At 47.2% G+C, this 26,236-nt stretch carries 24 protein-coding genes; 8 read left to right on the top strand and 16 right to left on the bottom strand.

The window, feature by feature from the left end:
* Positions 1–49: 49 nt before the first annotated feature.
* From KIU71_RS06925 to KIU71_RS06890, 8 genes are all read right to left on the bottom strand, one after another.
* Positions 50–2,098 carry a hypothetical protein gene (locus KIU71_RS06925; protein WP_214130465.1) on the bottom strand — a complete coding sequence of 683 codons (2,049 nt, stop codon included), beginning with the start codon at positions 2,096–2,098 and terminating at the stop codon, positions 50–52.
* 185 nt (positions 2,099–2,283) lie between these two features.
* The gene (locus KIU71_RS06920; protein WP_214130464.1) at positions 2,284–2,979 is read right to left on the bottom strand and encodes a DUF4386 family protein; all 696 of its coding nucleotides are present in this window, start codon (positions 2,977–2,979) and stop codon (positions 2,284–2,286) included.
* A 99-nt stretch (positions 2,980–3,078) separates the two neighbouring features.
* Entirely contained in the window at positions 3,079–4,512 is a 1,434-nt protein-coding gene (locus KIU71_RS06915; protein WP_214130463.1) for a serine hydrolase domain-containing protein, read from the bottom strand.
* Positions 4,513–4,640: 128 nt separating this feature from the next.
* Positions 4,641–6,098, bottom strand: a complete 1,458-nt coding sequence (locus KIU71_RS06910) for a serine hydrolase domain-containing protein (protein ID WP_214130462.1) — start codon at positions 6,096–6,098, stop codon at positions 4,641–4,643.
* 160 nt (positions 6,099–6,258) lie between these two features.
* The gene (locus KIU71_RS06905; protein ID WP_214130461.1) at positions 6,259–7,557 is read right to left on the bottom strand and encodes a HAMP domain-containing sensor histidine kinase; all 1,299 of its coding nucleotides are present in this window, start codon (positions 7,555–7,557) and stop codon (positions 6,259–6,261) included.
* An 18-nt stretch (positions 7,558–7,575) separates the two neighbouring features.
* Positions 7,576–8,292, bottom strand: coding sequence for a response regulator transcription factor (locus KIU71_RS06900; RefSeq protein WP_214130460.1), 717 nt, complete (start codon positions 8,290–8,292; stop codon positions 7,576–7,578).
* Between the two features lie 12 nt (positions 8,293–8,304).
* A complete protein-coding gene (locus KIU71_RS06895; RefSeq protein ID WP_214130459.1) occupies positions 8,305–8,718 on the bottom strand; it encodes a DUF3019 domain-containing protein in 414 nt (137 codons plus the stop codon).
* Positions 8,708–9,511, bottom strand: a complete 804-nt coding sequence (locus KIU71_RS06890; protein WP_214130458.1) for a MipA/OmpV family protein — start codon at positions 9,509–9,511, stop codon at positions 8,708–8,710. The genes KIU71_RS06895 and KIU71_RS06890 overlap by 11 nt, the downstream gene beginning before the upstream one ends.
* Positions 9,512–9,783: 272 nt before the next feature.
* On the opposite strand from KIU71_RS06890, the gene KIU71_RS06885 reads away from it, so the two are divergent.
* Positions 9,784–11,847 (top strand): TonB-dependent receptor plug domain-containing protein, encoded by a 2,064-nt coding sequence (locus KIU71_RS06885; protein WP_214130457.1) that lies wholly within the window; start codon positions 9,784–9,786, stop codon positions 11,845–11,847.
* 295 nt (positions 11,848–12,142) lie between these two features.
* On the opposite strand, the gene KIU71_RS06880 is transcribed toward KIU71_RS06885, so the two are convergent.
* The gene (locus KIU71_RS06880; protein ID WP_214130456.1) at positions 12,143–12,502 is read right to left on the bottom strand and encodes a DUF4156 domain-containing protein; all 360 of its coding nucleotides are present in this window, start codon (positions 12,500–12,502) and stop codon (positions 12,143–12,145) included.
* Between the two features lie 92 nt (positions 12,503–12,594).
* Positions 12,595–13,557 carry an alpha/beta fold hydrolase gene (locus KIU71_RS06875; RefSeq protein WP_250207322.1) on the bottom strand — a complete coding sequence of 321 codons (963 nt, stop codon included), beginning with the start codon at positions 13,555–13,557 and terminating at the stop codon, positions 12,595–12,597.
* A gap of 132 nt (positions 13,558–13,689) precedes the next feature.
* On the opposite strand from KIU71_RS06875, the gene KIU71_RS06870 reads away from it, so the two are divergent.
* Positions 13,690–14,640 carry a TolB family protein gene (locus KIU71_RS06870; RefSeq protein WP_214130455.1) on the top strand — a complete coding sequence of 317 codons (951 nt, stop codon included), beginning with the start codon at positions 13,690–13,692 and terminating at the stop codon, positions 14,638–14,640.
* A gap of 47 nt (positions 14,641–14,687) precedes the next feature.
* Positions 14,688–15,197: a prepilin-type N-terminal cleavage/methylation domain-containing protein gene (locus KIU71_RS18030; protein ID WP_214130454.1), complete on the top strand. Its 510-nt coding sequence runs from the start codon at positions 14,688–14,690 to the stop codon at positions 15,195–15,197.
* Here KIU71_RS18030 and KIU71_RS06860 read toward each other — a convergent pair whose 3' ends face one another.
* The 3 genes from KIU71_RS06860 to KIU71_RS06850 form a co-directional block, all read right to left on the bottom strand.
* The gene (locus tag KIU71_RS06860) at positions 15,198–15,374 is read right to left on the bottom strand and encodes a hypothetical protein (RefSeq protein ID WP_214130453.1); all 177 of its coding nucleotides are present in this window, start codon (positions 15,372–15,374) and stop codon (positions 15,198–15,200) included.
* A gap of 14 nt (positions 15,375–15,388) precedes the next feature.
* Positions 15,389–15,682: a hypothetical protein gene (locus KIU71_RS06855; RefSeq protein WP_214130452.1), complete on the bottom strand. Its 294-nt coding sequence runs from the start codon at positions 15,680–15,682 to the stop codon at positions 15,389–15,391.
* A gap of 227 nt (positions 15,683–15,909) precedes the next feature.
* On the bottom strand, positions 15,910–16,614 hold the full coding sequence (locus KIU71_RS06850) for a hypothetical protein (protein ID WP_214130451.1): 705 nt from the start codon (positions 16,612–16,614) through the stop codon (positions 15,910–15,912).
* Positions 16,615–16,836: 222 nt separating this feature from the next.
* On the opposite strand from KIU71_RS06850, the gene glnK reads away from it, so the two are divergent.
* From glnK to KIU71_RS06830, 4 genes are all read left to right on the top strand, one after another.
* Positions 16,837–17,175, top strand: a complete 339-nt coding sequence (gene glnK / locus KIU71_RS06845; protein WP_214130450.1) for a P-II family nitrogen regulator — start codon at positions 16,837–16,839, stop codon at positions 17,173–17,175.
* A 33-nt stretch (positions 17,176–17,208) separates the two neighbouring features.
* The gene (locus KIU71_RS06840) at positions 17,209–18,447 is read left to right on the top strand and encodes an ammonium transporter (RefSeq protein ID WP_214130449.1); all 1,239 of its coding nucleotides are present in this window, start codon (positions 17,209–17,211) and stop codon (positions 18,445–18,447) included.
* Positions 18,448–18,665: 218 nt separating this feature from the next.
* Positions 18,666–20,351 (top strand): gamma-glutamyltransferase, encoded by a 1,686-nt coding sequence (ggt, locus tag KIU71_RS06835; RefSeq protein WP_214130448.1) that lies wholly within the window; start codon positions 18,666–18,668, stop codon positions 20,349–20,351.
* Positions 20,352–20,357: 6 nt separating this feature from the next.
* Positions 20,358–21,308 (top strand): Dyp-type peroxidase, encoded by a 951-nt coding sequence (locus tag KIU71_RS06830; RefSeq protein ID WP_214130447.1) that lies wholly within the window; start codon positions 20,358–20,360, stop codon positions 21,306–21,308.
* A 25-nt stretch (positions 21,309–21,333) separates the two neighbouring features.
* On the opposite strand, the gene KIU71_RS06825 is transcribed toward KIU71_RS06830, so the two are convergent.
* The 3 genes from KIU71_RS06825 to KIU71_RS06815 are packed head-to-tail and all read right to left on the bottom strand — an operon-like array spanning position 21,334 to position 24,757.
* Positions 21,334–22,425: an adenylate/guanylate cyclase domain-containing protein gene (locus KIU71_RS06825; protein ID WP_214130446.1), complete on the bottom strand. Its 1,092-nt coding sequence runs from the start codon at positions 22,423–22,425 to the stop codon at positions 21,334–21,336.
* An 18-nt stretch (positions 22,426–22,443) separates the two neighbouring features.
* Positions 22,444–23,739, bottom strand: coding sequence for a glutamate-1-semialdehyde 2,1-aminomutase (hemL, locus tag KIU71_RS06820; RefSeq protein ID WP_214130445.1), 1,296 nt, complete (start codon positions 23,737–23,739; stop codon positions 22,444–22,446).
* A 4-nt stretch (positions 23,740–23,743) separates the two neighbouring features.
* Positions 23,744–24,757: an aspartate carbamoyltransferase gene (locus tag KIU71_RS06815; RefSeq protein WP_214130444.1), complete on the bottom strand. Its 1,014-nt coding sequence runs from the start codon at positions 24,755–24,757 to the stop codon at positions 23,744–23,746.
* Positions 24,758–25,090: 333 nt separating this feature from the next.
* On the opposite strand from KIU71_RS06815, the gene KIU71_RS06810 reads away from it, so the two are divergent.
* A complete protein-coding gene (locus tag KIU71_RS06810; protein WP_214130443.1) occupies positions 25,091–26,236 on the top strand; it encodes an efflux RND transporter periplasmic adaptor subunit in 1,146 nt (381 codons plus the stop codon).

Here is a 26,236-nt window from a genome sequence, read left to right as displayed (position 1 = left end):
TTAAAAGATCGTTAAAAATGCATTCAAGTGCTTTCTGAGCACGCGTAGGTCAGGAGAATTTTGTGATTAATGACGGCCAACCGTATTTTTCCCAAACACGGGGAAGACCTAGTGAGGTTGCCAATTGCTGAAATTTAGGGTGTTTAATAATGCGATTTGTCGGTGCATGAGGTGCCCAAAGGTAACCTAGACAGACGGTGCTTGCTGGTGTGACTCCGTCTTTTAACGTGTTAATTACCAAGTCGGCGTAGCCCATCCACACAGCGGGTAATATGATGCTGATGTCTTGCTTATCCGGTAAAGAGGTTTGAATTCTATCCAACAAATGACAGTAGACCTCTCTGGCTTCGGGTGAACCACTGCATACGCCTTTCGCTGCAATGTCCCAAAGTGTGTCAAGTTCGTCTTCTGACATCGGTTTTGTGCCATGGATTGATGTCATTAGAGAGTTCATGATCATTCGTGTTTGACCATAGAGTTTAACCCCGAGTGGTTGGTCGCCAGCTAGCGCTGTGGTTAAACCTAGCCACATGGCAGGAAAACCAATCGCCGATATTTTTGCCGCAATCTCTCGCGCGTGAGCGTAGTGCCCTAAGTTGATGTAAACGTTACACAATATGATCAGATGGCGACCATCTAAGGGCTCCATATCGACAGCTTGCTGCATGATGGGTAGGGCTTGTTCAGTCAGCCCAGCATAGCAGAGAAACGACCCTAAACGCCCGGCCACGGCAGCATTAGTCGGCTCATAGTGATAAGCATTGTAAGCGAGATCAATCGCACCAAGCGGGTCGTTGTCACACCATTTCGAGACGCCTAACATAACTAAGGCTAAACCATCGGTCGGGTCAATTGACAACGCTTTTTCTGCACAGTCTTTGATCCGTTGGATGGTGGCTTGCTTGTCACAATAGGGAACAAATACTGATAAGTACGCATAGGCTTCTGCCAATGCCGACCAGCACTTAGAAAAACCTTCATCCAGTTTAACCGCTTTCTCAAGCAGTGAAATTGCGGTCGGCAGCACACCATCACCTATAATTCGCCGTATGTGTGAACGGCCTTGCATATAAAAGTCATACGCTTGGTGGTTCAACGTCATGCGATGCATTGCTGGTGTTTTAAAAGGAACGCTTAGCCATTCTGATACTTCAGCACATAGAGTCTGGCAGACACTCACCTGAAAGTTTGAAATCTTTTCCGTTGTTATTGGGTATGCGGTCAGTGTGTATTCGTTTTCCCATAACAAGAAATTGCTTTTGCCGTCAATCAGGTGAGCTTCTATTCGGCATTCGTGCTCGGTTACATGGATGCTACCTGACATACAATATTGCGCAGCCAATAGCCTCGAGATCTCTGCTGGCGATTTGCCTCGGTGTAGCAGGCTATTTACTGAGGCAGCCCCTACGATCGAAAGCGGCGTACGCATACGCAGAAGGGAGTTTACTGTGTCTCTGATGCCTTCCACCAAATGATGCGTATCTTCGTTCGATGCGTTAAAAGCAAAGGGTAAAGTGACTAGTCGGATGTGTAATGACGCGGCAGTCCTCATTGCCCAAGCCTGTTTCACGCTATTGAAATCGCAAGCTCGTTTGGGGTACATGAATGTGTTTTCAGCGCTCGCAACTTGCGAAGATAAGCGCTGTTCAATGTGTCGACATTGGCGTTCAACCGCTGCTGCAAAGTGTTCGTTGATGTCAACGTCTTCGAGCAAGCGCCGATCGCCAATCTTATGAATAGACTCCTCTATCAGTAAAGCGTCACCCGAAGCGAGTGTGGCTTCAAACTGAGTCAAGTCGGTTGAGATTAAATCCGATCTAAGCCCTAAATGTGTGCGTGAAATGACCAGCGGTGTGTCCTTGAGAGGCTCAAATTGTTTGTTGAGGTGAAAAATACATTGGCGCAGGCTGGATTTAGCTTGAGCATTATAACGACCAGGCCAGAGTAATCGACTCAGCAGTTCTCGGTTGACAGGCAAACTTGGTGTTAGGCAAAGAAACGCAAACAAGGCCCTTGCGCGCTTGTTGGTAAACACAAGTGGCTGCTGACTGGCGGTGGTACAGCGGAAATCGCCAAATAAGGATACTGACAGAGGCATGGGTTTATCAGAAAAAGAAGTAATTGGATAAACCTTAGTGGGCATTAATAGGGGAACGTGCGAACATCATGTCGGCAGTTGGTCAAAATGTAAACAATAAGATTTGACTACTCATAGCGCCTGTCGACCCCAACTCGGGACACCGCGAAGGTAAAGCTGCACCTTCTTGCTTGCGCCTTTTTCAATTAACGGACAGATAAGCGAATCATGTTGAAACCCAATAAGCCATTGATGAGGATAAGACTACATACGATCAAAAATGCAGCTGAGGAATTAGGATCTAGCAACAAAAAAAATACGGAAAGTATGCAAACCAATCCGAAACCGGTTGTAGCGTGAGCCAACCATTTTTTAAAAATCTGAGAACTCATCATGGCAGTACCAAACAGGACTAATCCTACTGAAACTAACCAAAATCCTGCATACAAAATAGCGTCGAATATACCCCAGATCGCTTGCCAGATTAGGGCTATGGAAGCTTTCTCAGTATTCGATGTCGAGTCAAAATAATAGATTTCATAAAGAGGTGTCACAGCAATATGTGGGAGAGCTCCGACAATCATAACGCTCAGTCCAATTGTGCAAATGATACACCCAAAAAGAGAAAAAACCGGATCGCAACGATACAATGTACGATAGAGGGAGACATAAAATGGAATCCAGAGGGTCAGTGTAAGCATATAAAAGCTATTTTCGATTGCTCTAACGTGCTTTATTGACGCGAAGCGTTCAACCCATCCCGCAAGCGACGATGGATCTTCTCCAATAAAAAGGACCACTATGAAGATAACGCAAATTAAAATTAGACTACCTGCAATGCCTGAAATCCCTCCTAAAAAAGTCATTTTGGTATCCAATTTTTCAATACATTGAGCTGGCATGATTCACTCCACAATTGTTCAATAGTGTTGTTCTCTCAAAAAACAGTTTTTGACTTAAGCAAGTAAAATAAAAGACGACACATGGCTGTTACGGCTTGGTCATTGAACACTTTCGAAAAAATTAAGCGAAACCATAGGGTTTCCAGACGAGGATAAGAAGGTTAATGAAGCTGGCTTTTCATTTTTAAACGTAATTTTGAGACTCTCATTTTCAGTCGTTAAAATAAAAAATTCCTCACTGAGCCTCGCTAAATTAAAACTCTGTCCAACAGGATTTTTGAAAACTAACTGGTCTCCAACCTTTTGTATTTCCATAAACACATTGAGTTCACTTGAAAAGTATTTACCTTCTGCGGATGGAAGTATTTCTTGTTCAACCTCACTAAGAGGGCTTCTTTTTTCTGGTTTAATCTCGTAATTTTTGTCGGGAAACTCAAATTCAGGTACAACCATTGAAAAAAGTTGATTCCTTAGCCAAACCGTCTGATCGGCAGTCTCTTGATTTGCAGTTGCGTTGGCAGAAATCACGAGTCCTTTACCAGAAGACGTATCAAAGATGAATTGCGATATGTATCCGGGCAAAGAGCCTTGATGAAACAGGTAAGTGCCGGACGGGTAATGCTCTATACCAACCCCCAAACCGTAGCCACCATCGTAGTTTTCAATTTTCGAATACTCTGTTGTTAGCACATCCACTGATTTTGGCGTGAGTGCTGAAAGTTTTCGTTTGGAAAATATAAAGCGTAAGGCGTTAGCTAAATCTTCAGATCTAAACCATGCGCCTCCAGCAGGTTTTGTTGTGCTTATGTAAAAGTCAGTGATGTAAGCTTGACCGAATCTCACATTATAAGGAAATGCCATATCTGAATACATGTAGGGCTTGGGATAAAGAAATCCACGATGTTCTATTCCAGCAGGTCTTAAGATGTTTTCAAATATGAAATCCTCGAATGCCTGCTTAGCATAAAACTCGACAATATCTGCCGCAATCGAATAGCAGATGTTGCAATACTGATAAACCGTTCCTGGCGTCTCAGTTACCAATATAGAATTATATAGTTTTTCCTTCGTGTAATAATCTTGTGGACGCCAGGCCTTCGATAGCCATGCTCCTGTTGTAATCCCGGATAAATGATTAAGAAGATGCTTAATTTTAATTGGATTATCTGGATATTTATTTAGTTCTGGAATCGTTGAAGGCAAATGGTCAATGACCGGGTCATCAAGTTTTACATGACCTTGCTCAACCATTTGCATGACAGCTACCGCAGTAAATATCTTGAAATTAGAACCCACATTGTAAAAAGTGTTTTTGTCAGCGAGCTTGTTGCTTTTCAGGTCCGATCTACCGTGCGCGTTTGAAATAATGATCCCTTTGTTGTCAAAAAATGTGTAGGAAACTGAAGGGATGCCAGTTTCTTTTAAAAAAGGTGTTACAACATCGCTAACTTTAGCTTCTAAGCTGTTTGATAAGCCAACGGTAGGTTGAAATAGTCCTAGCGCCACAACAGCAGATAGAAAGAGTCGATTCATCAGGTATCCATTTAATTTTTAGTGACTGTATTGGTATCGCTATCGATAGGTTGCGAGCCCATTCACGTGCGAACCGCGGGGCGCACTCAGCCTACGCCCCTGTTCACAATTATAGGGAACAAATTCACCTAATAACCGTCTTTGATGCCAACGAACTGTCGATTTCGTAAATAGACAGACTCACCGCCTTCTGTGATTGGCAGAAAGGTAAACTGAATTTGTTCATTTTCGATGACGCCTAAGAAGGTAGCATCGCCAAGTAGATTGAGGGTTGGCTCATAAGGAATGCCAACGACATCCAGTTCTGGAAGGGTGATCTGTAACTCTTCGTTGCCTTCAGCGATAATGGCGGTGAAGTTGCCAAATTTGTAGGTGCCCAAGTGATTTTGAATATCTTGCTCACTGGGCTCAACAAACGGTATGTCTTGAGGAGACGGTAAATCCGTCACCGACTTCAGTGCTGCAAGCATACTTGACTCAAAGCTGGTAAAGCCACCGCTACTCATAATCGAGACGGCAATTTTTTTCTCTGGAAGTACCCAAAATAAACTGGTGTATGCTGATGTATTTCCTCCATGCTGCCAGACTTTAACCGGATACCATTTACCGTCATGTAAAAAACCATCGTCGACGTAGATGCCAAATCCATAATGTAGAGGTAAACCACCAATTTCTTGATCAACATGCCGCTCGGTTATTGTCGAACGCAATTGATTTGACAGGATATTGGGTGAGCCATTCAGTAAGAACTCTGCCATCTTAAGTTGCTGTGTTGGGGTCGACCATGTCTCAGAGCCTGCGGGCACCACCGCAGGCGTAGCTGGGATCTGATTAATGTCAGTCAGATAGCCTTCGTTCTCACCTTTTTGAAAGCCAAGCGCATAGTCTCCGTCGCTAATTGCGTCATCACGATTTAGAAATGTGCGCGTCATACCTAGTGGCTGAAAAACGTTGTCGCTCATGTAGTCAGCAAACGATTTCTGAGCGAGATATTCCACCAATGCTCCAAGGTACGACCAATTGGGGTTGCTGTAGTTGTGGAAAATACCGGGGGGATTCATCTGTTCGTTCAGTTGAGGGTATGTGGAAGCCATATAGGTGAGCAAAGAGACATCAGGCGTTTCTCCTGCATAACGATCTGGCAGTCCACTTTGATGTGTTAGCAAGTGTTTAATGCTGATATCTTGCCAAGTGAGTGAATCGGCGCTTGGATAGAGTACGTTCGGTAACACATTTACCAGTTTGTCATCGATAGTTAGCGATCCTTGCTCGACAAACTGAAGAGTGGCTAGTCCGGTGAACATTTTGGTGGTCGAACCTAGTTGAAACAGAGTCTGCGGTGTCGCCGCCTCGGTTCCTCCGTTTACTTTCTTTCCGAAAGCTTCAGCAAATACAACCTTTCCGTCTTGATAGATAGCAACCGATACTGCACCAGCATCGTTTTCTGACAGGTCACTTTCGATCGCACTGCGTAGTGCGATAAATTGCTCGGGATCGGTGGTGGCGGGCGGCGTGACTTTAGGGTCAGAGCCCCCACAGGCTGATAGTCCAATGCTTAGAACAACGATATATAACAACTTTTGCATGTTTTTTCTCACAAAGTAATACAAGCTGCGAAGTATATAGCGGGCTATTGGTCCTATCTGTTTGAACTTAGTGAAGGATTGTAGGGTAATTGTAAGCAATACCCATGAGGCGAATAGTGTAGATCCAAATACCGGACGTTAAAAAAGCGCTAGGACACGGTTAGTCGATAGGCAATTGAATTGCAAAACAGGCGCCTCTCAATTTAGTCGAGTTAGACGCTGAGACAAGGCCGTTGTGCCATTCAACCACCTTACTGACAATAGCCAAACCTAGCCCGTAGTGTTGTTGATCGCGATTTCGACTTTGATCGCCTTTTTGGAAAGGTGCGAAAAGCAACTCGCTCTGAAACCCTTCAATGCCATCACCGTCATCGTGGATAGCCAAAGTTACGGTATTTCCAGAGGTGTACAGTTCGACTGTAATGCAGTTGTTGGCATGCTCGATAGCATTGCCAAGCACGTTAAGGATCGCTCTGTACACCCAGTGCGCATCAACTCTTATTTTTGTGTCGTCATATGCACTAAGTGCAAAAGAAAACTCGATTGCAGAATCTTTTGCCAGTGGCTGTAGCTCATCAACAACTGACAAGGTCAGAGCTTTAACATCAATCCATTGCTTGACTAAATTAACACCACTTTGCTCGAGACTGGCGTATTCTAAGAAGGCTTCCAGCATATTCTCAAGCCGGGTTAGTTCGCTATCAACACGTTGTAAATAGATGCTTTGCTTTTCTCTATTTTGCGTTTCTATTGCTGCTTCTACTCCAAAGCGCAGGCACGCTAAAGGAGTGCGCAAGTCATGAGACAAGCTGCCAGCGAGTATTTTATTGTCTGCGATGAGTGTTTCGATTTTGGCAGCCATTCTATTAAAGCTCTGCTCAAGCCCCTCGATGTAAGAAAATCGACTGAGTTGAATGCGCTTGCCCAAATCACCATTGCCAAATTCAGCCGCAAGTTCGGTTAGCTTTCGAAGCCTGGATGTGAGCGGAAGTAGCCATAAAAACAGCATCAGAATAAGTCCTGCATATAATCCAAGTGTCATCATCATATCGGTAAAATAGCTTTCTTCCTGCCTCGCGGGCACGGTGAGTTGTAGCAACATACCAGGGTGATTTTGCAGCGTGTTGAATACGAACATTCGATTGTCTGATTCTAATACCAACGCGTTTTTTTCTTGCAGAATACTCAGTAGAGACGCAGGTAATGAGACGCTTGAAAGAGGAACAATGTGAAGGTTAAGGTCGAATTGCCGGGCGCGTTCAGCGGTTTGGTCAATCAAGTCTTCCGGCTCTATTTGGCTTAGCTGTGTAGCAATACCGAGCAACATTTGCTGGCTAAACGAAAGTTCGTTTGGTGCTTGCTGCTGATTGCTTTCACTGTCTAACAAATCAAGTATAGCACCAATGAAAATCAGCGACCCAACGACAGTGATAATGATCCCGAGATAGATTTTTCTCATCAGATTTGCTGGCGTGCATTAACCATAATCATTCCAGGCATTCGCGACGAACAGGTAACCTTTACCCCACACTGTCTTTATCCGTTTTGGATTTTGGGGGTCATCATTCACCTTGCGACGCAACTGAGAAATCATGACATCAAACCGTCGGTCAAGTCCGTCGTACTCGCGCCCTGTCAATGTTTGAAAAACCTGCTCTCGGGTGGTGATTGTGCCCGCGTTTGTGGCGATCAGCCACAACAGATCAAACAACCCCGATGATAGATTAAGGTCACGATCGGCCAACGTCCCCTGTTTAGCGTTGTTGTCCAAACGTAAGTTACCGAATACAAGTTCATTCCTTGGCTTTGCATGCGCTGCGGGATTGGAGTCTTGCCGCAGTAACACTTTTATCCTTGCTAACAGCGCGCGAGGCCTGACCGGCTTGATAACATAATCATTTGCGCCAACCTCTAAACCAATAACTTCATCAAACTCATCTGATCGGGCTGTCATCATAATAATGGGCGTATCTGTAAACCCTCTCACTATCTTACATACTTCAATCCCGTCTAGACCGGGAAGCATGATATCCAGTAAAATCAAATCAAATTCGGTACTACGCATTAGGTCAACCGCTTCATCGCCGCGACCAATATGAGTGACAGAGAAACCTTGTTCATTGAGGTACTCAACCACCCATTGCGCCAGAGAGGCATCGTCTTCAACAAGTAAAATGTTGCCGTAATTAGTCATTGTTAACCTCTGTTAGAAAAGGCGCCACCGGCGTTTGCGATTATCGCCGGCATACAACCAACTGACCTCAATCACAGCCGTTCCTATCAATGTGTTGGTATTGGGCCTATGCAATGTGATGGTGACATTCTGGCTGGAAGACATCTCATAAACAAATTCGCCTCGGCGTGCATCTTGCCAACATTTCACCGGTGTTAAATCGGTATCAATGGTAATGCAATACATACCGGAAACTCGAGTGCGCCACGTGATGTTTGCCCGCGTATAGCATTCCCGGCCTTTCGTCAGTGCAACACAATTGTTGGGGGAAACAAACACACCAATCTCTTCGGTTTGCGCAGAAGCCCTCAAAGAGAAAAAGTAAAAACAACAGGAAAGTATGGCGATCAGGCAATGTCCAAGGCGAGTCGCAGGATTAAAAAACATAGCCAACGCTCACTTTAAAGCGGGTCACCGTGTCACGCGCCACTAAGGGGCTATCAGATATGCTACTTGAATACTGGTTGACACTCACCCCGGTGTTAAACACCCATGACGCTGAAAGTGGATACCGGGCAGAGACCTCTACGGAAAAGACGTGGCCACTGCCCGGCGTATAGGCAGGTCTGAGTGCGCGCGACTCACTTGGGCTTACGCCATACAAATACGTGTTTGTTTTATCAGAAAAATAGGTCGCTCCGATCCCTGCATCTATGTCCCAGTTTCGTAGCTGGTAGGTCAATAGATAGAATGCATCAACAGCCCAACCGCGATGCTCCCCACTGATCAGGTCGCCGGCAACATCAACCCAAAATAATCTATTGTCTGTGTAGTTGAGAAAGCGGAGTCCTTGCATGGATGTATCGAATCGTGAGTTGATGCCTTCGAGTTCTGGCACCACATCTTCACCGGCGCCTTCGCCGTAAATTTCATTTTCGTCAAACCCTGTCGCATAGCTTTTGTGCACGAGTGAGATTTCGTAGTTAGATTCTTCATAGAGGTGATAGCCTATTTCAGCACCGAAATTACTGAATCTTGTCCGATTCTTGTTACTTTGAATAAAAAAACCTTTGTAATACAAGTCCATGTAAAGGGCTAACTCAACGAAGTCACTCTCTTCTTTTTGGGTAACCCCAACCAATTCTGTCGGATCCGACACTACGCTCAGATCAATTTGTAGATTCCAAACTAACTCATCCGCAATTTCCGTTTCAGCCTGCAATGACAAACTAAAACTCACAAGAATCACTGTAAACCAAGGAGTAACATGCTTAAACACTAGAAAAACCAACTGTTTATCGACGGATTAGAAGTGTATCAGATGCAAAAATATAGTCGTTGTGCAAATTGTTCATAAATTGTAAGTGAAGCGCTGCTTAATTTTTATTCACCAACACTATATTACAAACTCAGCCAATAGCTCGCTTTTTATGAACAATTTGTACACAGAACATCTATAACGACTCGCCTAAAGTTCCTCCTCGTCAATAACCTTTTTTGCTGGAGAAACTTATGCCCGTACGAATTCCTACGAAGACCGGTCAAGCGCAATCAATCGCGCTGGGATGTTTGATCAGTTGTTATCCTCACTTAGCGCTGTCCGTCGAAATGAGCCAGGAACTCAAAGATGTTGAAAAAATTGAGATAACCGGAAAGCGTAATCAGGCCTACACTGAGCCTACTGAGGAAACGGAACGATTGCTGAGTATTGCTGGACTAGATGGCGATCCGCTCAACGCTGTTTTCAGCATGCCAGGGGTCGTTTATGCCGGAGGAGACAGTGGCGGTGAACCTGCGGTCAGAGGTTCATCACCTGACGATAACGCATTCTATGTTGATCAGATACCGACCGACTACATCTATCATTTATTCGGCGACAGCATTTTTAATAAAAATTTGCTACGTAGTTTTGATTTAGAAGCTGCCGCATTTGGCCCTAGCTACGGCAATGCCGTGGGAGGGGTGTTTGACGTCACACTACGCGACCCGCGCAATCAACCGTTATCGGTCAAACTGGATGCTAGCCTCTTAAAAACCGGTGCATTGATTGAAGGAGGGCTCTCCGATAATACGGCGTTTTACGCATCGTATCGGCGAAGTTTAATCCATTTATTTCTGCCTGCAGGCACTGAAGAAGAGGGTATCTCTGTTTTCAAAGCCCCGGTAAGCGACGACTATCAAGGGAAATATCAGTGGTTAATTGGTGATGATCAAAAACTAACCTTTACCGTCAACGGTGCCAGTGACACGGGGGGCTTTAACATTTCGAAAGCTTCCGAAGAAGGCCGTATTGACCCTGACTTGATTGGCGATCTACGCATCAGCACGCGCTTCGATAGCCAAGGCGTCCAGTGGGAGTCGTTTACAGGAGAACATAGCTACTGGAGTACTTCGTTCAGTCACGTTAAATCAAAAGAAAGGGAGTCGTTGGGGAATGGACAATTTAGCAACTCTAAAAGCACACAATACAACACACGGCTTTTGTATCAGACGCAGCTGTTTCAGGATCACAACATCTCTTTGGGTGTAGACACGCAATCAAACGATGTCGATTATGAGCTGGACGTTATCCCATATTTTTGTACGGATCACGATACCAACTGCCAAGATCAAAAGGGAGAGCGCATCCAACTCAGTGATACTGTGCAAGTGAACGTGCTAGCCGTGTATTTCAATGATAACTGGCAGTTGTCACCCACGATTGGACTGGATTTGGGCGTGAGGATAGAGCGAGATGATTTTACAGAAAAAACATTTGCACATCCCCGAGTCAAGGTGAACTACATGCCTACTGAGAATCTTTCTCTCTTTGCGAGTGCCGGGACGTATAGCCGATTCCCGAATGTTGACCAAGTACTAAATGAAGTCGGCAACCCCAATTTACAACCTGTTAAAGCGACGCATTTCGCTACGGGCGCTGAATATCAAATTACGCCGTATTGGCACACTCGGCTTGAACTTTATTATAAAGATATGGAAAATTTTGGACGAGCACTCGATCTTGCAAACGATGCTGAGCAATTACGTTATACAAACGACTTATCAGGCCAGGCGCATGGCATAGAATGGTTAGTTGAAAGAGCCCCGCACAATGACTGGAACGCTTGGTTTTCGGTCAGTTGGTCGCAAAGTGAACGTACCGATGAAATCACGGGGCGCACAACCGAATACTATCTCGATACGCCTGTTATTGTTAATAGCGTCGTGAACTACCATCTGAATGACGAGTGGGAAGTGGGCCTCAAATATAGCCTACGCAGTGGGGCTAGGTACACGCCTATTACAGGTATCAAACCGAACCCTGACTTTCCTGAAAACTATTTGCCGATATATGGCCAGCTAAATTCACGCACGCTACCGATATATTCGCGTCTGGATATTCAAGCAAAATACAAATTTCAGTTTTACCAGCAAGAGGCTGCCGTTACCTTTGCCGTGTTAAATGCGCTAGGGGCGGAGAATGTGTCAGGCTATTTCTTTAAACCAGATGGTAATGAAACACCGGATGATTTTGTTATAGCTAAAGAGCTTGGCCTAGAGCCATTTCCCTCAATAGGTCTTGAGTTGACGTTTTAGTTAACCTGATGGACTCAGGATAAGTAACTCCATACAGCAGCGCCTCAAACCTCGATTCTCTGCGTTTCTCAAGCTCGAAAGTACCCGTTGTTCTTTCACTTGATTACCTTGAACGCGAGGTTTAGGCCATCACTAAACAACTGAGATTATAAAAGTGAGACATTCACACCTTTGCACGTTTTGTTATCTCGGCTTCACATTTATTAGACACTTTTGCTGCTTATAAAAAAAACGGCTTTTGTTTCAAAGCCGTTTTTCTTGTTTCTTCCAAAATGCCGGAACAGGCCTGTAAAGTCTAAGGGCAACGGTACACGTTGCCACTCAGAGTGACATTGGTCTGGCTAGTTCCGCCACCATATTTGGGATCGTATGCGCCACTTTGTCCGGCTCGCTCCGTAAGTAAATAGACAACGTTGCCGCCCATATTGTAAGCCTTGTTTTTGATATCGTTTCTTGCACCGGTTTCCAAATCTGCGTTGGACGTAAACTCTCCTGTGAAGAAATCACCTTGATTACCGGTAACGTCACCTAAAAAAACGCATTCATTGGTAGGTTCATTGTTGGTTAATCTAACCAGTTTGGCATTAGGATCTAATGGCATTGAGGAGCAAGCGCTCAGGCCTGCGACTAAAAAAACGGTTAAGTAAATTTTCATGGTAACTCGCTGTTTAAAATTTATCGTTCTTAAAAGTTTACTAAGCCTCAATAGTCGATGTTGTAGTGACTTTGTAAGCAATTGTAAGGGCGTTACGCCCCAGGTTGGCGCGCTTTTTTCTTTGCCGATTTTTTTGCAAGTCTTTTTCTATCCGCTCGTTTAGCGTGTTTGGCAATCCATTTTGTCATTTTGTCGATTAATGCAGGGGGCAGGTTATGCCCCATGCCATCCACGATACGCAGCTTAGACTTCCGGATCAGACGCGCGGTTGTATGACCGCCTACGACCGGAATTATTGGGTCATCGGCACCGTGGATGACGAGCGTAGGTACTTTTATCTTAGCGGCCAAGTGCCGACGATCACCGCTGGCTGTGAGTGCAGCCAACTGGCGCTTAAAGCCCGACGGGTTATAGGCGCGCTCAATATTGGCGGTAGCTTGCTGTCTCAACGTCATGTCATCCACTGGATAAGCGGGGCTGCCAATCAGGCGATTTAATCGCATGGTATACCGTATGGCCGCTTCACGACTTGACTGTCGTGGTCTCCTCGCCAACTTCAACATCACCTTAACGGTTGGAGCCGATAGGGCCGGTGGAGCAATTGTTGACATGATTGAGGTTAGGCTCACAACTTTTTTCTTATAATTTGCTGCAAGTATTTGCGCAATCATGCCTCCCATTGACGCACCGACAAGGTGCGCTCGCTTTATGTTGAGCGCGCGCAGAAGTTCGAGCACATCATTGGCCATATCCTCTAATTGATAAGGAATATTGGATTGAATGGGTAAGCGTCGGCTTAGCCATGTCTTGAGTAAACTGGGCGTACCATGCTCATCCAACTGCGAAGAGAGCCCAGTGTCGCGATTATCAAACCGGATCACGCGAAATCCTTTCTGTGCAAGCCCGTCGCAGAGCTCGTCTGGCCACACCGTCATTTGCGCTCCTAACCCCATAATCAAAATGATCACGGGATTTGATTTAGCGCCACGGTCTTCATAACTGAGCTGGATGCCGGCGGCAGTGGTGATCACAGATTCTTTGCGATAGCGTGGCAAACAAGGACCTGTCTGATGATGAGAGTGATATCAACATTCTCACAGTTTTATGAAACTTACGTGAAAGCGAACGCGACCAATGCGGTTGCATAGGTTAACATTGATGTATCTTGGTCTTAAAAAGAACAGATAATGAAAAAAATACTGATCAGCCTACAGCATAAAAGTGTCCTATGGCTAAGTAGCTCTTTGCTGCTGATGGCTTTATTCTTGGGAATCTCTAACGCCTTCGCCGAGGATGAAAAAACCAAAGCAAACTTTCCGCACACCGATATATTTTTGTTCGATTTAATTAGCACGAAAGAAGATGTCTCGCTTCGTAATCCTCGAAATATTACTCAGCGAAAGGGCTATGACAATCAGCCTAAATTCACACCCAACAGTGATACGCTGGTCTTTTCCCGAGGCGATGAGTATCAAACTGACGTGTATGAGTACGTGTTATCGTCAGGTGAGATTAACCAGCTGACTGACTCACCTGAAACGGAGTTTTCACCCACACCATCGCCAGATAATCAGTCCATTGCTTTTGTGAGCGATCGCAATGGTAGCGTTTTTCTTGGCCGACGAAATGATTTGAATAACCCTGTTTGGGCATTGGCAGACACGGATAATCGTGAACCGATTGGCTATTTCGCCTGGGATCATAGCAACGATAATTTTTTCTACTGGTCGCGCTACGGTTACAGCGTGACGTTAGTCAATCAACGCACCGGTATGTACCATTTTGTGGCGGGCAACACACCGCCGTCCACACCGCACCTGATCCCAAATAGCGATAACTTTAGCTTTGTACACAGGCAATTGAATGAGCAGGTCTGGATAAAAGCGCTCGATCCTGCCACGAAAGCGGTTCGCCCTTTGGTACAAATCACCGGACCCAATATGAATTATGCATGGGCACCGGATGGCACAATATTCATGATCCAGAATAATGTATTAATGCGCATTGCTCCCAGTGCGCAGAATGATTGGCAGCGTGTTGCGGATCTGACTACCTTTAACATCAAAGATGCTGCGCGATTGGCCGTTAGTCCAGACGGAGAAAAGCTTGCCGTGGTCGGTACATCGCTTAGTCGTTGATCTTCAGGGCCGAATACTACAGTGGAGTAACGCGACAAGAGGCAGGAATGAGAAATACAGGTTTTACACTGATCGAACTGATTTTGGTGATTATTATTCTGGGCGTGTTGAGCGTCACCGCCGCCCCGCGATTCGTGAACTTCACCACCGATGCACGCATATCTGCACTTAATGGCGTTAAAGCGAGTGTTGCTACTACGTTAGAATTGGTGATGCTGAAATCAATGCTGCCCAACAGCACGCTACCGTCAGATAACAATCGTAAAGTCTGGGTTGATATCAATGGCAACGGTATTGCAGACATGGATGCCTCTGAATCACCCGATGTGACATCACGGCAGGGGGCTGACATACTCAAGTTTATTAACGGCCCGGTAGAAAGTAATCAGTTACACAAACTGGTTGAACTTAACGGTGACCTCACGTTTCGGTTAACGCGCCGCAAAGACAGCTACGTTGGCTACGACCTGAACAAAGACGGTAACGTGAGCAACGATGACTGCTACCTTAATTATAACGAAGACAACGGGTTAAGCCTCGTTACCACAGGTTGCTGACTAGCGGTTTGCGTGCAGCACCCCGTGCAGATGACGTGTTTTTGCTGTTGATAGCGGTGAGTAAAATGCGCGACCGAATTTGGATAAACGCGCCCACAACGCTATCGCTACGCTACCCACTGCCATGCCGGCAATGGGTACGAGTAAGACGATAAGTAAAGTCCATTCACTGATCATTAGGCTTCCCCTTATTACTCAGCGTCGTTGTCGATGATTTCAGCGTCTGCGCTGTCTAAAAACGTGACTGTGACTTTAGCGACCATTTCCTGTGGTGATTGCTCAGTCAGGCTAAAACGATGGCTTGCGCTTAAAACCGCCTGTTCTGACTGGTTGCGAATATCTGCTTTAGTCTCTTGAACCTGCTCGACAACCAGTGAATCAACATAGCTTGTCAAAGAAACTTCGTCGGCGTGTGCCGTGGTTGATAAAGTCAATGCAGCAACAATGGCGATAGCAGCAGTTTTGATTGAATGTGAACGTGTCATGATGTTTTCCTTTAAAGTTAAATGTAAAAAAACTGCGCTTTTGTGACTGCTTGGCAGTTGTACTACTAAGTCGCAAACACTATTGCGATAGTTGTGCCAAGCCGAATAAAAAATTTAACGTATTGAATATAAAGGAATATTTTAAATCTGTTGCCGAAGGTGTGATGAAGATAGTCAAAGTGAATACTAAAATTTAGGCTATCTCACAATCGAGTTGGTCAAAAACGCTACTGCGTTTCTTTGTTCAAGCGCTTCTGTATAAATTGGTCAATATCGGGTTTATCGCGGCAACGCATCCGTCCGCCCATGAATGAACCGACAATGCGAAGGGCATTGGCCGCCGTGTCGTCACAGGCGACCACCATGGGTTCGCCGGGCATACCGTCTTCTTCAAGCTCAGCACGGGTAGGAATGTTAAGGTTAGGAGAGCGTTGTTGCTGCCGATATTGCTGACTTTGCTGCTCTGACAGCGAGCCGACACGCTGTTGATGGTATTTTTGCAAAAACGATTGCGTTGATTGCTGCGTACTTAAAATGCCAGAAGAGCGCTGCTCACGACTGGGACGTGTTTCGACTTCTGGTACGGGTATATCCTGTTGAATGACATCGGGTTCGGCCTTGGCAGGTGTATCGCTGGCGATACCGGGAGATGTCAAGGGAGGCGATTGGGATACAACTTCCGGTTCCACTTCAGCTTTAACTTCAGCAGGCGGTGGTGGAGGTTGCTCAACAAACACCAGTGTGGCATCGATGCTACGTGAATTGGGAGTACTCCGCAGTGATTCTGGGCGATCACCAAGCCACATAAGTCCGGCAACAATAAGCGCATGAACGAGTAACGAGCACAACACAACCTTCGCCAGTGGAAAGCGTTGTACAGCTACTGATGTTGTCAACCGCTGAGGGTGATCGGGCGCTAGGTAAAATTCCATCGTCGTTCAGAGCGGCAGAGACAATGAAAAGTTCCCTGTCGTCATCTCGAACACATTGGTGCAATTTTGCACTGCCGCACCAAAAGTGTGCAATCTACCCGTCGTTGCGTGAACCGTTTTCCTCTAATCTATTGAAATGTTGAATAATTATTCTTGGCATAACATTTGTGAGTGTCTGCTTAACGGATCACAAAACACACAACATTTGTTTGGGAGAATACCATGAAACTAGTCACTGCCATTATTAAGCCGTTCAAGCTTGATGATGTACGCGAGGCGATTTCTGAGATAGGCATTGACGGTTTGACCGTCACTGAAGTGAAAGGGTTTGGGCGCCAAAAAGGCCATACCGAGCTCTATCGCGGAGCAGAATATCAAGTCGATTTTCTGCCTAAGGTGAAGCTCGAAATTGCCGTACTTGATGATCAGGTTGAGCGTTTGGTTGAAGCCATCGTCAATGCAGCAAAAACCGGCAAGATTGGTGACGGTAAGGTGTTTGTTTATGACCTTAACCACGCCGTCAGAATAAGAACCGGCGAAGCAGACAACGACGCGCTATAGCACTCAGATTAACGATTTGCGGAGAACACACTAATGGAAATCACATTTGAACTAGGGTATGCACTCGATACCTTTTACTTTTTAATTTGCGGCGCCCTCGTGATGTGGATGGCGGCCGGTTTTGCGATGCTTGAAGCAGGCCTCGTACGTACGAAAAATACCACAGAGATCTTAACTAAAAACGTCGCCCTGTATGCAATCGCTTGCATCATGTACATGGTGTGCGGCTACGCCATTATGTACGACGGCGGTTTCTTGTTGAACGGACTGATGGCTGATGGCGCAACAGGTGTTGCTGAAGATCCGGCAACCTACGCCCCTTCGGCTGACTTCTTCTTCCAAGTTGTATTTGTTGCGACTGCCATGTCAATTGTCTCCGGAGCCGTTGCTGAGCGCATGAAGCTATGGGCATTTTTATTGTTCGCCGTCGTCATGACCGGCTTTATCTACCCCATGGAAGGTTCATGGACGTGGGGCGGACAATCTGTCTTCGGCCTTTATACGTTAGGCGATCTTGGTTTTAGTGACTTTGCCGGTTCGGGTATTGTCCACATGGCAGGTGCCGCAGCGGCTTTGGCAGGCGTACTCATCTTAGGTGCTCGTAAAGGTAAGTATGGTAAAGATGGTAAAATCAACGCTATTCCTGGTGCGAACTTACCGCTAGCCACACTGGGTACCTTTATCTTGTGGATGGGATGGTTTGGTTTCAACGGTGGCTCCGTTTTAGCGACTGCCTCGGTCGAAAGTGCGAACAGCGTTGCGGTGGTCTTTTTGAACACCAACGCAGCCGCAGCCGGTGGCTTAGTCGCTGCACTGATCCTTGCGCGACTCATGTTCCGCAAAGCGGACTTGACCATGGCGTTGAATGGCGCTTTGGCCGGACTGGTAGCAATTACGGCTGAGCCGTCTACGCCAACGCCAATCGAGGCGACCGCGTTCGGTGCGCTGGGTGGGTTGCTAGTAGTATTTAGCATAGTCACTTTAGATAAGCTGAAAATTGATGACCCGGTAGGCGCTATTTCGGTTCACGGTGTTGTTGGTCTGTTGGGCCTTCTACTGGTGCCGATCACCAATGCAGATGTTTCCTTCTCAGGGCAGCTAATTGGTGCACTCACCATCTTTGTTTGGGTATTTGTCACAAGCTTCGTTGTCTGGCTCATTATCAAAGCCATCATTGGGGTTCGCGTTACTGAGGAAGAAGAGTTTGAAGGTGTGGATATCAGTGAGTGTGGCTTAGAAGCTTACCCTGAATTCACCAGCGGTCGCAGCTAAGTTTGCTATTGAATGCGACAACAAAAAAGAAGTTAGACAGGCAAACGCTAGCGGGTCGAAGCCGCTCAGTATAAAAACGATAATAATGCCTGATCACTGATGTTGGCCCCGCACAGCGGGGCTTTTTTATTGCTGTTTTACGAAACAGCCTTTTGCTATTCTGACAATCACAACATTGACCATTCGCTGTCTAGCGGGTTGCCCAAAGAGTGATTGCTATGAAACTTACCGTACCATTTTTGTGTTTACTCCTGTGTGTTCCGTTTGCATCAGCCTATGATCGGATAACCGGGCAACCGTTCGCAACGCGTTCAGAAGTGTTAGCCAGCAATGCCATGGCAGCAACCAGTCAACCGTTAGCAACGCAAGTCGCGCTCGACGTAATGAAGCGCGGCGGCAATGCCGTTGATGCGGCCATTGCGGCAAATGCAATGCTTGGCTTAGTTGAACCGACAGGCTGTGGTATTGGTGGCGATTTGTTTGCAATCGTTTGGGATGCCCAAACTAAACAGCTTTACGGCCTAAATGCATCTGGCCGATCGCCACAATCACTGACCTTGGATTATTTCAAGCAGCAAGACATGACGAAAATTCCCTCATTTGGTGCGCTGCCGGTGTCGGTACCCGGTGCTGTGGATGGGTGGTTCATGTTACATGAACGTTTCGGCAGCATTCCGATGACAGCTATTTTAGCCCCTGCCATCACGTATGCACGCGAGGGTTTTCCGGTCTCTGAAGTCATAGCCTATTATTTTCAGCTGAATAAGAAACGCATTGGTGAGTACCCTAATTTTGCTGACGTCTTTATGCCCACGGGCGATGTACCCAAAAAAGGCGAAATCTTTGCTAACCCGCATCTTGCCGCCACGTATGAAAAAATTGCTACAGGGGGGCGTGATGCGTTTTATAAAGGCGATATCGCCAGAGCGATTGCGGCTCATGTAGAAGCGCAGGGCGGGTTTCTCAGCTACGACGATCTTGCCGCGCATCAGTCAAACTGGGTTGAGCCGGTCTCTACCAATTACCGTGGTTATGATGTATGGGAACTACCGCCCAATGGTCAGGGAATCGCCGCATTGCAAATACTCAACGTGCTGGAGCAGTACGATATTGAAAGTATGGGCTTAAACAGCGCTGAGTATGTGCACACGTTTGTTGAGGCAAAAAAGTTGGCATTTGAAGATCGGGCGAAATATTACGCCGATCCAGAATTCTCGGCTACGCCGGTCGACTTTCTGTTGTCGAAAGATTACGCCAAGCAGCGTCGCGCGCTGATCGATCCTAACAAAGCGGCTGCGCGTTATGAAGCCGGAGCTTATGAAGGCGATACAATTTACCTCACCGTTGCTGATCAGCAAGGCAATATGGTGTCTCTGATCCAGAGCAATTACCGTGGCATGGGCTCGGGAATGATCCCGCCAGACTTAGGTTTCGTGCTACAGAATCGTGGTGAGTCATTCAGTCTGGAAGCCGGTCACGCTAATGTTTTTGCACCCAACAAGCGCCCGTTTCACACCATTATTCCGGCATTTATCACCCGCAATGGCAAACCATTCATGAGTTTTGGTGTGATGGGGGGCGGCACGCAACCGCAAATGCATGCTCAAATTGTGGTTAACATGATTGATTTCGGCATGAACTTGCAAGAAGCTGGCGATGCACCACGCATTTTGCATAGCGGGTCAAGTGAGCCGACCGGTCACAAGATGAAAGACGGTGGTTATGTCAGTTTAGAATCTGGCTTCTCGTCTTTGGTAAGGCGAGGGCTGACAGATCGTGCTCACGTACTACGTGATGCGCCGGGGGCTTTTGGCGGTTATCAGGCGATCATGCGTGATCTTAAAACCGGTGTATACTATGGCGCTTCTGAATCTCGAAAGGATGGTCATGCAGCCGGATTTTAGTCAACCATGACACAGCCGCAAAAAGGCATTTGCGCCGAACCTAATTTACATGCCCAGTACTTACTGCTGAATGTAGTAGACGACGATACTCAAGCGATACGTGAGAAGTTAGCGCGCACGCTTGCTTTATTTGATCATTACGATGAGGAGCATTACGAGGCAATGGTAACCGGGGTGATCGCGGTAGGCACACAATATTGGCCAGAACTCTACCCAGAAGCGATCCCGCTACATTTGTACCCTTTCCCTGACATGCAGTGCGAAGACCGATGTGCACCGGCGACTCCCTGTGATTTGTTTATTCAAATTCGCGCCGACCGCCAAGACATCTGCTACGCACTGGGTTTGGCGATAATGGATCTGTTTCGACTGCACGTGGAACTGGTCGATGATGTGCATGCTTTCCGCTATTTGGATGGGCGCGATCTCACCGGTTTTCTTATCGCACCGAATAACCCCCGCGGTATGAAAAAACAAAGTATGGCATTGATTGGTGATGATGATCCGGAATTCTGTCAAGGCAGCTTTGTGCATGTGCAACGCTTTCGCCATGATCTTCGTCGCTGGAGTACGTTGACTGACAGGCAGCAGGAACAGGTGATGGGCGTGACCAGAGAACATCACACTGACAGCCCAGAAAGCAATCCAAGCGCTCACTTTGTAAGAATGAGTGTGACAGACGCCGACAGAGAACCACTGCCCTTGATTAACCAATCCATGCCATTTGGTGATATGCATTCGCAAGGACTGATGTTTGTGAGTTTTTCCTCCAGTGCGAGTGCGTTCAAAACCTTACTGCATAGCCGCATCTTTGGAGATGATGCAGGCGAATACGACCGATTGCTTGATTTTGTCAGTGCGGAAACAGGCGCTGCTTTTTTCGCACCCTCTATTCACTTCATTCGCAATCATGCCGTTCTTAAACCGATAAAGACTCAGCCAGAACTGGAGCGTTAGTATGAGCGATTTTTACACGCACGCATTAGTGCGTGAGTGCGCCGTCCCAGTTATCCGGTAGTATGGCGTCGCGATGCTGTTGGCACACTTTTAAGTGGTCAAGCAATAACGGGTCGTCAGGTAATATGTCAATGGCTTTTTGAATTGCAGCGATGGCATCATCCCAGCGCTGTTCAATCCGTGCGCTAATGGCCGCATCGATCAAAGGTGATGTGTGCATTCTCGCCGTGCGTTGAGCTTCAGGCAAGTGATTGCAAATTTCGTAAATTTTAAGCGGCGTACGCCGGCCTTTGACTTTAACCCAATCCAGTACGCGCGCTTTCACCCGCGTGTTGGCCGCGGTCTTGAGCAGTTGTTCGCTAACCACAATGTCAGCATGATACACAGGCGCGAGTGCTTCCAAGCGGTTAGCAATGTTGACGCTGTCGCCGATCACTGTGGTATCCATGCGATCATCAGACCCTACCGTACCGATGATCACTGCACCGTAGTGCACCCCAACCCCAATCTTGATCGGCGGATACCCGCTGTTTGCACGGTGTGCGTTATAGACCTCAAGTGCTCGGTGCAAATCCACGGCAGCATTCAACGCATCATTGGCTTTTGCGGATTCCGTTCCATTGGGGTGATCAAATAGCGCCATGATGGCATCGCCAATAAATTTGTCGATAAAGCCATTGTTTTGATGGATAGGGTCGTTCATGCGAAGAAAATAGGAATTGAGAAACTTCATTAATTCCTGAGGGCGCATGCGTTCAGATAAGCCCGTAAAACCGCGAATGTCGCAAAACAGAATCGCAACATTGTCTTCATCGGCCCGGCCGAGCTCTAAGCTGGTTTCTCCGTGCTTGGCAAAGTGCTCAACAAACTGTCGCGGCACAAACTTTTGAAATGTTTGGGTTAAGCGTAAGGCTTCATCTGCCTTTTCCTGAAAACGAACTTGTTCGGCACCAAGCTCTGTTAACGGTTTGGTATTGTTGATAGAACGGGCATCGGCTGCACGGCGTGCTTCGCTTCGCTCAGCGCGCCTTCGCATGATAGCCCGCTGACGAAAAACGACAGCGGTAAGAGCTGCGCCATACAGCGCGAGCAATACTATCAATAATGTGGTGCTCATTCAGGTTCTCGTCGATAGCTACAGATGCTTTGCTGCCACCATTTTCAACACCTTGTCGGCAGCGGCAATAGTTTGTTCGACAATCGCTTCGTCATGAAGTTTCGAAACAAACCCCGCTTCATAGGAGGCCGGTGCGAGATACACGCCCTCTGCTAACATGCCATGATAAAAGGTATTGAACTGTGCGGTATTACAATGAATAGCCTGTTGATAATTCGTGACTTTTTCAACTTCAGTAAAGAATATCCCGAACATACTTCCGGCAACATTGTAGGTCATTGGAATGTCATGAGCGTGAGCGGCAGCAGTGATTCCTTTCGCTAGGATTTCTGTGTTTTTGAAAATACTGTCGTAAAGACCTTCCTCGCCAATTTGCGTAAGCGCGGCGAGCCCTGCGGCCATTGCCACAGGATTGCCAGAAAGCGTACCTGCTTGATAAATAGGGCCAGTCGGGGCGATATGCTCAAGAATTTTTCGTTTGCCTCCGAAAGCGCCAACCGGCATACCACCGCCAATCACTTTACCCAAGCAAGTCAGATCCGGTATGACGCCATAGCGCTCTTGCGCACCGCCGCGTGAGACGCGAAAGCCGGTCATTACTTCATCAAAAATCAACACGGCACCGTACTTATCGCAGATGGCACGAAGCCCCTCGAGAAACCCCTCTACCGGGGGAATACAGTTCATATTTCCCGCGACGGGTTCTACGATAATACACGCAATATCATCGCCATGTTGTTCAAACGCTTGAGCAACACTGTCTAGATTATTGAACTCAACGGTGAGCGTGTGTTTCGCAAAGTCTTCTGGTACACCGGGCGAACTGGGCACACCCAGTGTTAGCGCACCAGAGCCAGCCTTGACCAGTAACGCGTCGGCATGGCCGTGATAACAGCCTTCAAATTTGAGCGTTTTGTTCCGATTGGTGTAGCCGCGCGCCAGTCGAATCGCTGACATAGTGGCTTCGGTGCCAGAATTAACCATGCGCACCATTTCCATCGACGGTACCATACTGGTAACCAGCTCGGCCATAAGGATCTCGGCTTCTGTTGGGGCACCGAAACTGAGTCCGCTGTGAGAGGCCTCAATCACCGCTTCACGTATTTTCGCGTTGTTATGGCCTAACACCATCGGCCCCCAAGACTGAATGTAGTCAATGTACCGATTGCCATCAACATCATAAATATAAGGGCCGTCAGCTTTGACAATAAAGCGCGGCGTGCCGCCTACCGCCTTGAAGGCCCGAACCGGAGAGTTAACACCACCGGGTATGGTTTTTTGAGCGCGGGCGAAAAGGGCTTCAGATTGTTGCATAAAATTAGAGTCTCTTATTGCTGTGCCACACGACATCGCGATCGTAGTGACTGATGATATTGTCAACGCCAAGCGTCAAAGCGAACAACGCCATACGCACGAGCACGCCGTTGTCGGTTTGTCTGAATATGGCGAGATTCGGATTTAGGTTCAAATCGTTGTCCAATTCATTCGCTTCTGCGCGTGAATCACGCGGTAGCGGATGCATAATGACTGTATTGGATTTGAAGTGTTTAGTGTAGATTTCATTATTCAAGCGGAATCGCCCGCGGTAGCGATTGGCTTCTTCCTGAGAGGCGAAGCGTTCTTCCTGAATGCGGGTCTGATAGCAAATATCAGCGCTGACACTCCCAGACAGCTGGTCAGTGATGGTGACTCGGTGACCATGGTTTTCCATCACAGACACGACACTGTCTGGCATGGCAAGCTCTGGAGGGGAGATGAGCGTGAATTGGATATTGTCGAACAATGACAGTAACTTTGACAGGGAGTGAACCGTGCGCCCATGTTTTAAATCGCCAATCATGGCAATATGTAAGCCGTCAATTTGATTGCCTAATGAGCGCTGTTCTTTGTCAATGGTATAAAGATCAAGCAGCGCTTGGGTAGGGTGCTCATTTGCACCATCACCGCCATTGATCACGGGGACACGGCTCCCTTCCGCAAACTCAGCCACAGAGCCAGCTTGCGGATGACGCATAGTGATGATATCTGAATACCCGCTCAGCACTCGCGCCGTGTCATAAAGTGATTCACCTTTCGCTAAAGCCGACGAGCTCATGCCGGTGGTTTCCCTGACTTCACCGCCCAGCAGATTAAATGCAGTGCCGAAGCTCACCCGCGTGCGCGTACTGGCTTCGAAAAACAAATTACCTAAAATGGCGCCATCCAGCACGGTCGTGCGCTTTTGCCTTAACGCGTAGGGCTGCATCGCATCAGCGACGCTGAAAATACGTAAAATCGCGTCGCGGTCGAATTGATTGACCGAAAGTATGTGTTGCCCTGTGAATGAATTCATAACTGCCCGAACTAAGCTTTAACCCAATGGTATGATAACAAAAGAACAGGTTTGCGGCGCGATTTGTTGGCAAAGATCAACATGCGCTAATCTCTGAGACAGTCGCCACTGAAATTGCTGTTATGTTCAATGGCAACAGGGTTGCTTTTGAGTCTTTTTTGCTCAAATAATGGGCTATTTGGGGTTGTAGACGCTGTACGTTCCAATCATGACAAACTGATGAATTCTCATTATCATACTGGACAGTCTAGTATATTTAAACTACCCTTTGCATTATCGAACTAGTCGGTCTAGTAATGTTAAGGCGTACATGGTTAAAAAATGGGTTTGTTTATGAGTGATCATCGGTCTGGTGCGCACAAGGCATTGTTCACTCTCGTGGCAGTGTGCTTTTCGGGGCTGGTTGTGCTGCTCTTTTTTGCAGGCTACGGCAAGGCGCAAAGTGACGCACCACAGGCATCACCGCCGACAGTGGAAGCCGCCACGTTAGTATGGCAGCAGCAATTTGAAAAAATTCAGCGAGTGGTTGGGCGGGTCGAATCCAGCAACACGGCGCAACTAGGATTTGAGCGAGCCGGATTAGTCAACAAAGTCCATGTAGACGATGGTGCGGTAGTGAAGCAGGGCCAGATATTGGCTTCGCTGGATCAAGATATTCTCAACAGCCAACGCGAACAAGCCGCAGCGAGTGTGACGCGAGCGCAGGCACAACAAACGCTGGCGCAGTCTTCTTTTGAGCGCATCAGAGGGTTGGTGCAAAGCAAGCTGGAATCTCAACAGCGTCTGGATGAAGCAAAACAAACGTTGGACGTGGCGCGTGCGGCGGTACGAGAGGCAACAGCAAACCTCAATACGGTTAACGTTAATATTGCCAAGTCGACATTGACTGCGCCGTTTGATGGTGAAATCACCTCGCGATTTGTTGATCAGGGTACTGTTGTCAGTCAGGGGCAGCCAGTGTTTGAGTTGTTCGCTACCACGGCGAGGGATGTACGCATACCGATGCCGGCGCAATTGATTAGCCAGGTGAGCGTGGGCGAAACCTATGTACTTAAGGATGGCTCAACCCATTTCACTGCGGTGCTTAAGGCGATTGGTAAGCTGCGCCGTTTATCGACGCGGACTGTGGATGCTGTTTTCGAATTGACCGATGCTGCGACGGTTGATGTATTGCCGGGCGATCTTTTATCGCTGGATGTAAAGGTCGAGGTAAGAGAGTCAGGTGCCTGGGTGCCAGTCGGGGCACTAAGCCATGGATTACGCGGCCTGTGGAATATCTATTCCGTCAGTCAGGACGGGCAAAGTACGGTTACAGCCCGTAGCGTTGAAGTTTTGTACAGTGACGGGCAGTTTGCATTCATACGCGGTGCTATTGCACCAGAGATGCTGGTGGTAGTTTCAGGGACTCACCGTCTAGCGCCGGGTCAGGCTGTGGCAGTGACACGCGTCAGTGAAACTGATGTCGCGGGGCGCGATTAA

The organism is Alteromonas oceanisediminis (assembly GCF_018474025.1).
GTDB lineage: Bacteria > Pseudomonadota > Gammaproteobacteria > Enterobacterales > Alteromonadaceae > Alteromonas_E > Alteromonas_E oceanisediminis.
The sequence above is the reverse complement of the archived record's forward strand: the minus strand, read 5'-3'. Positions and strand labels throughout refer to the sequence as shown.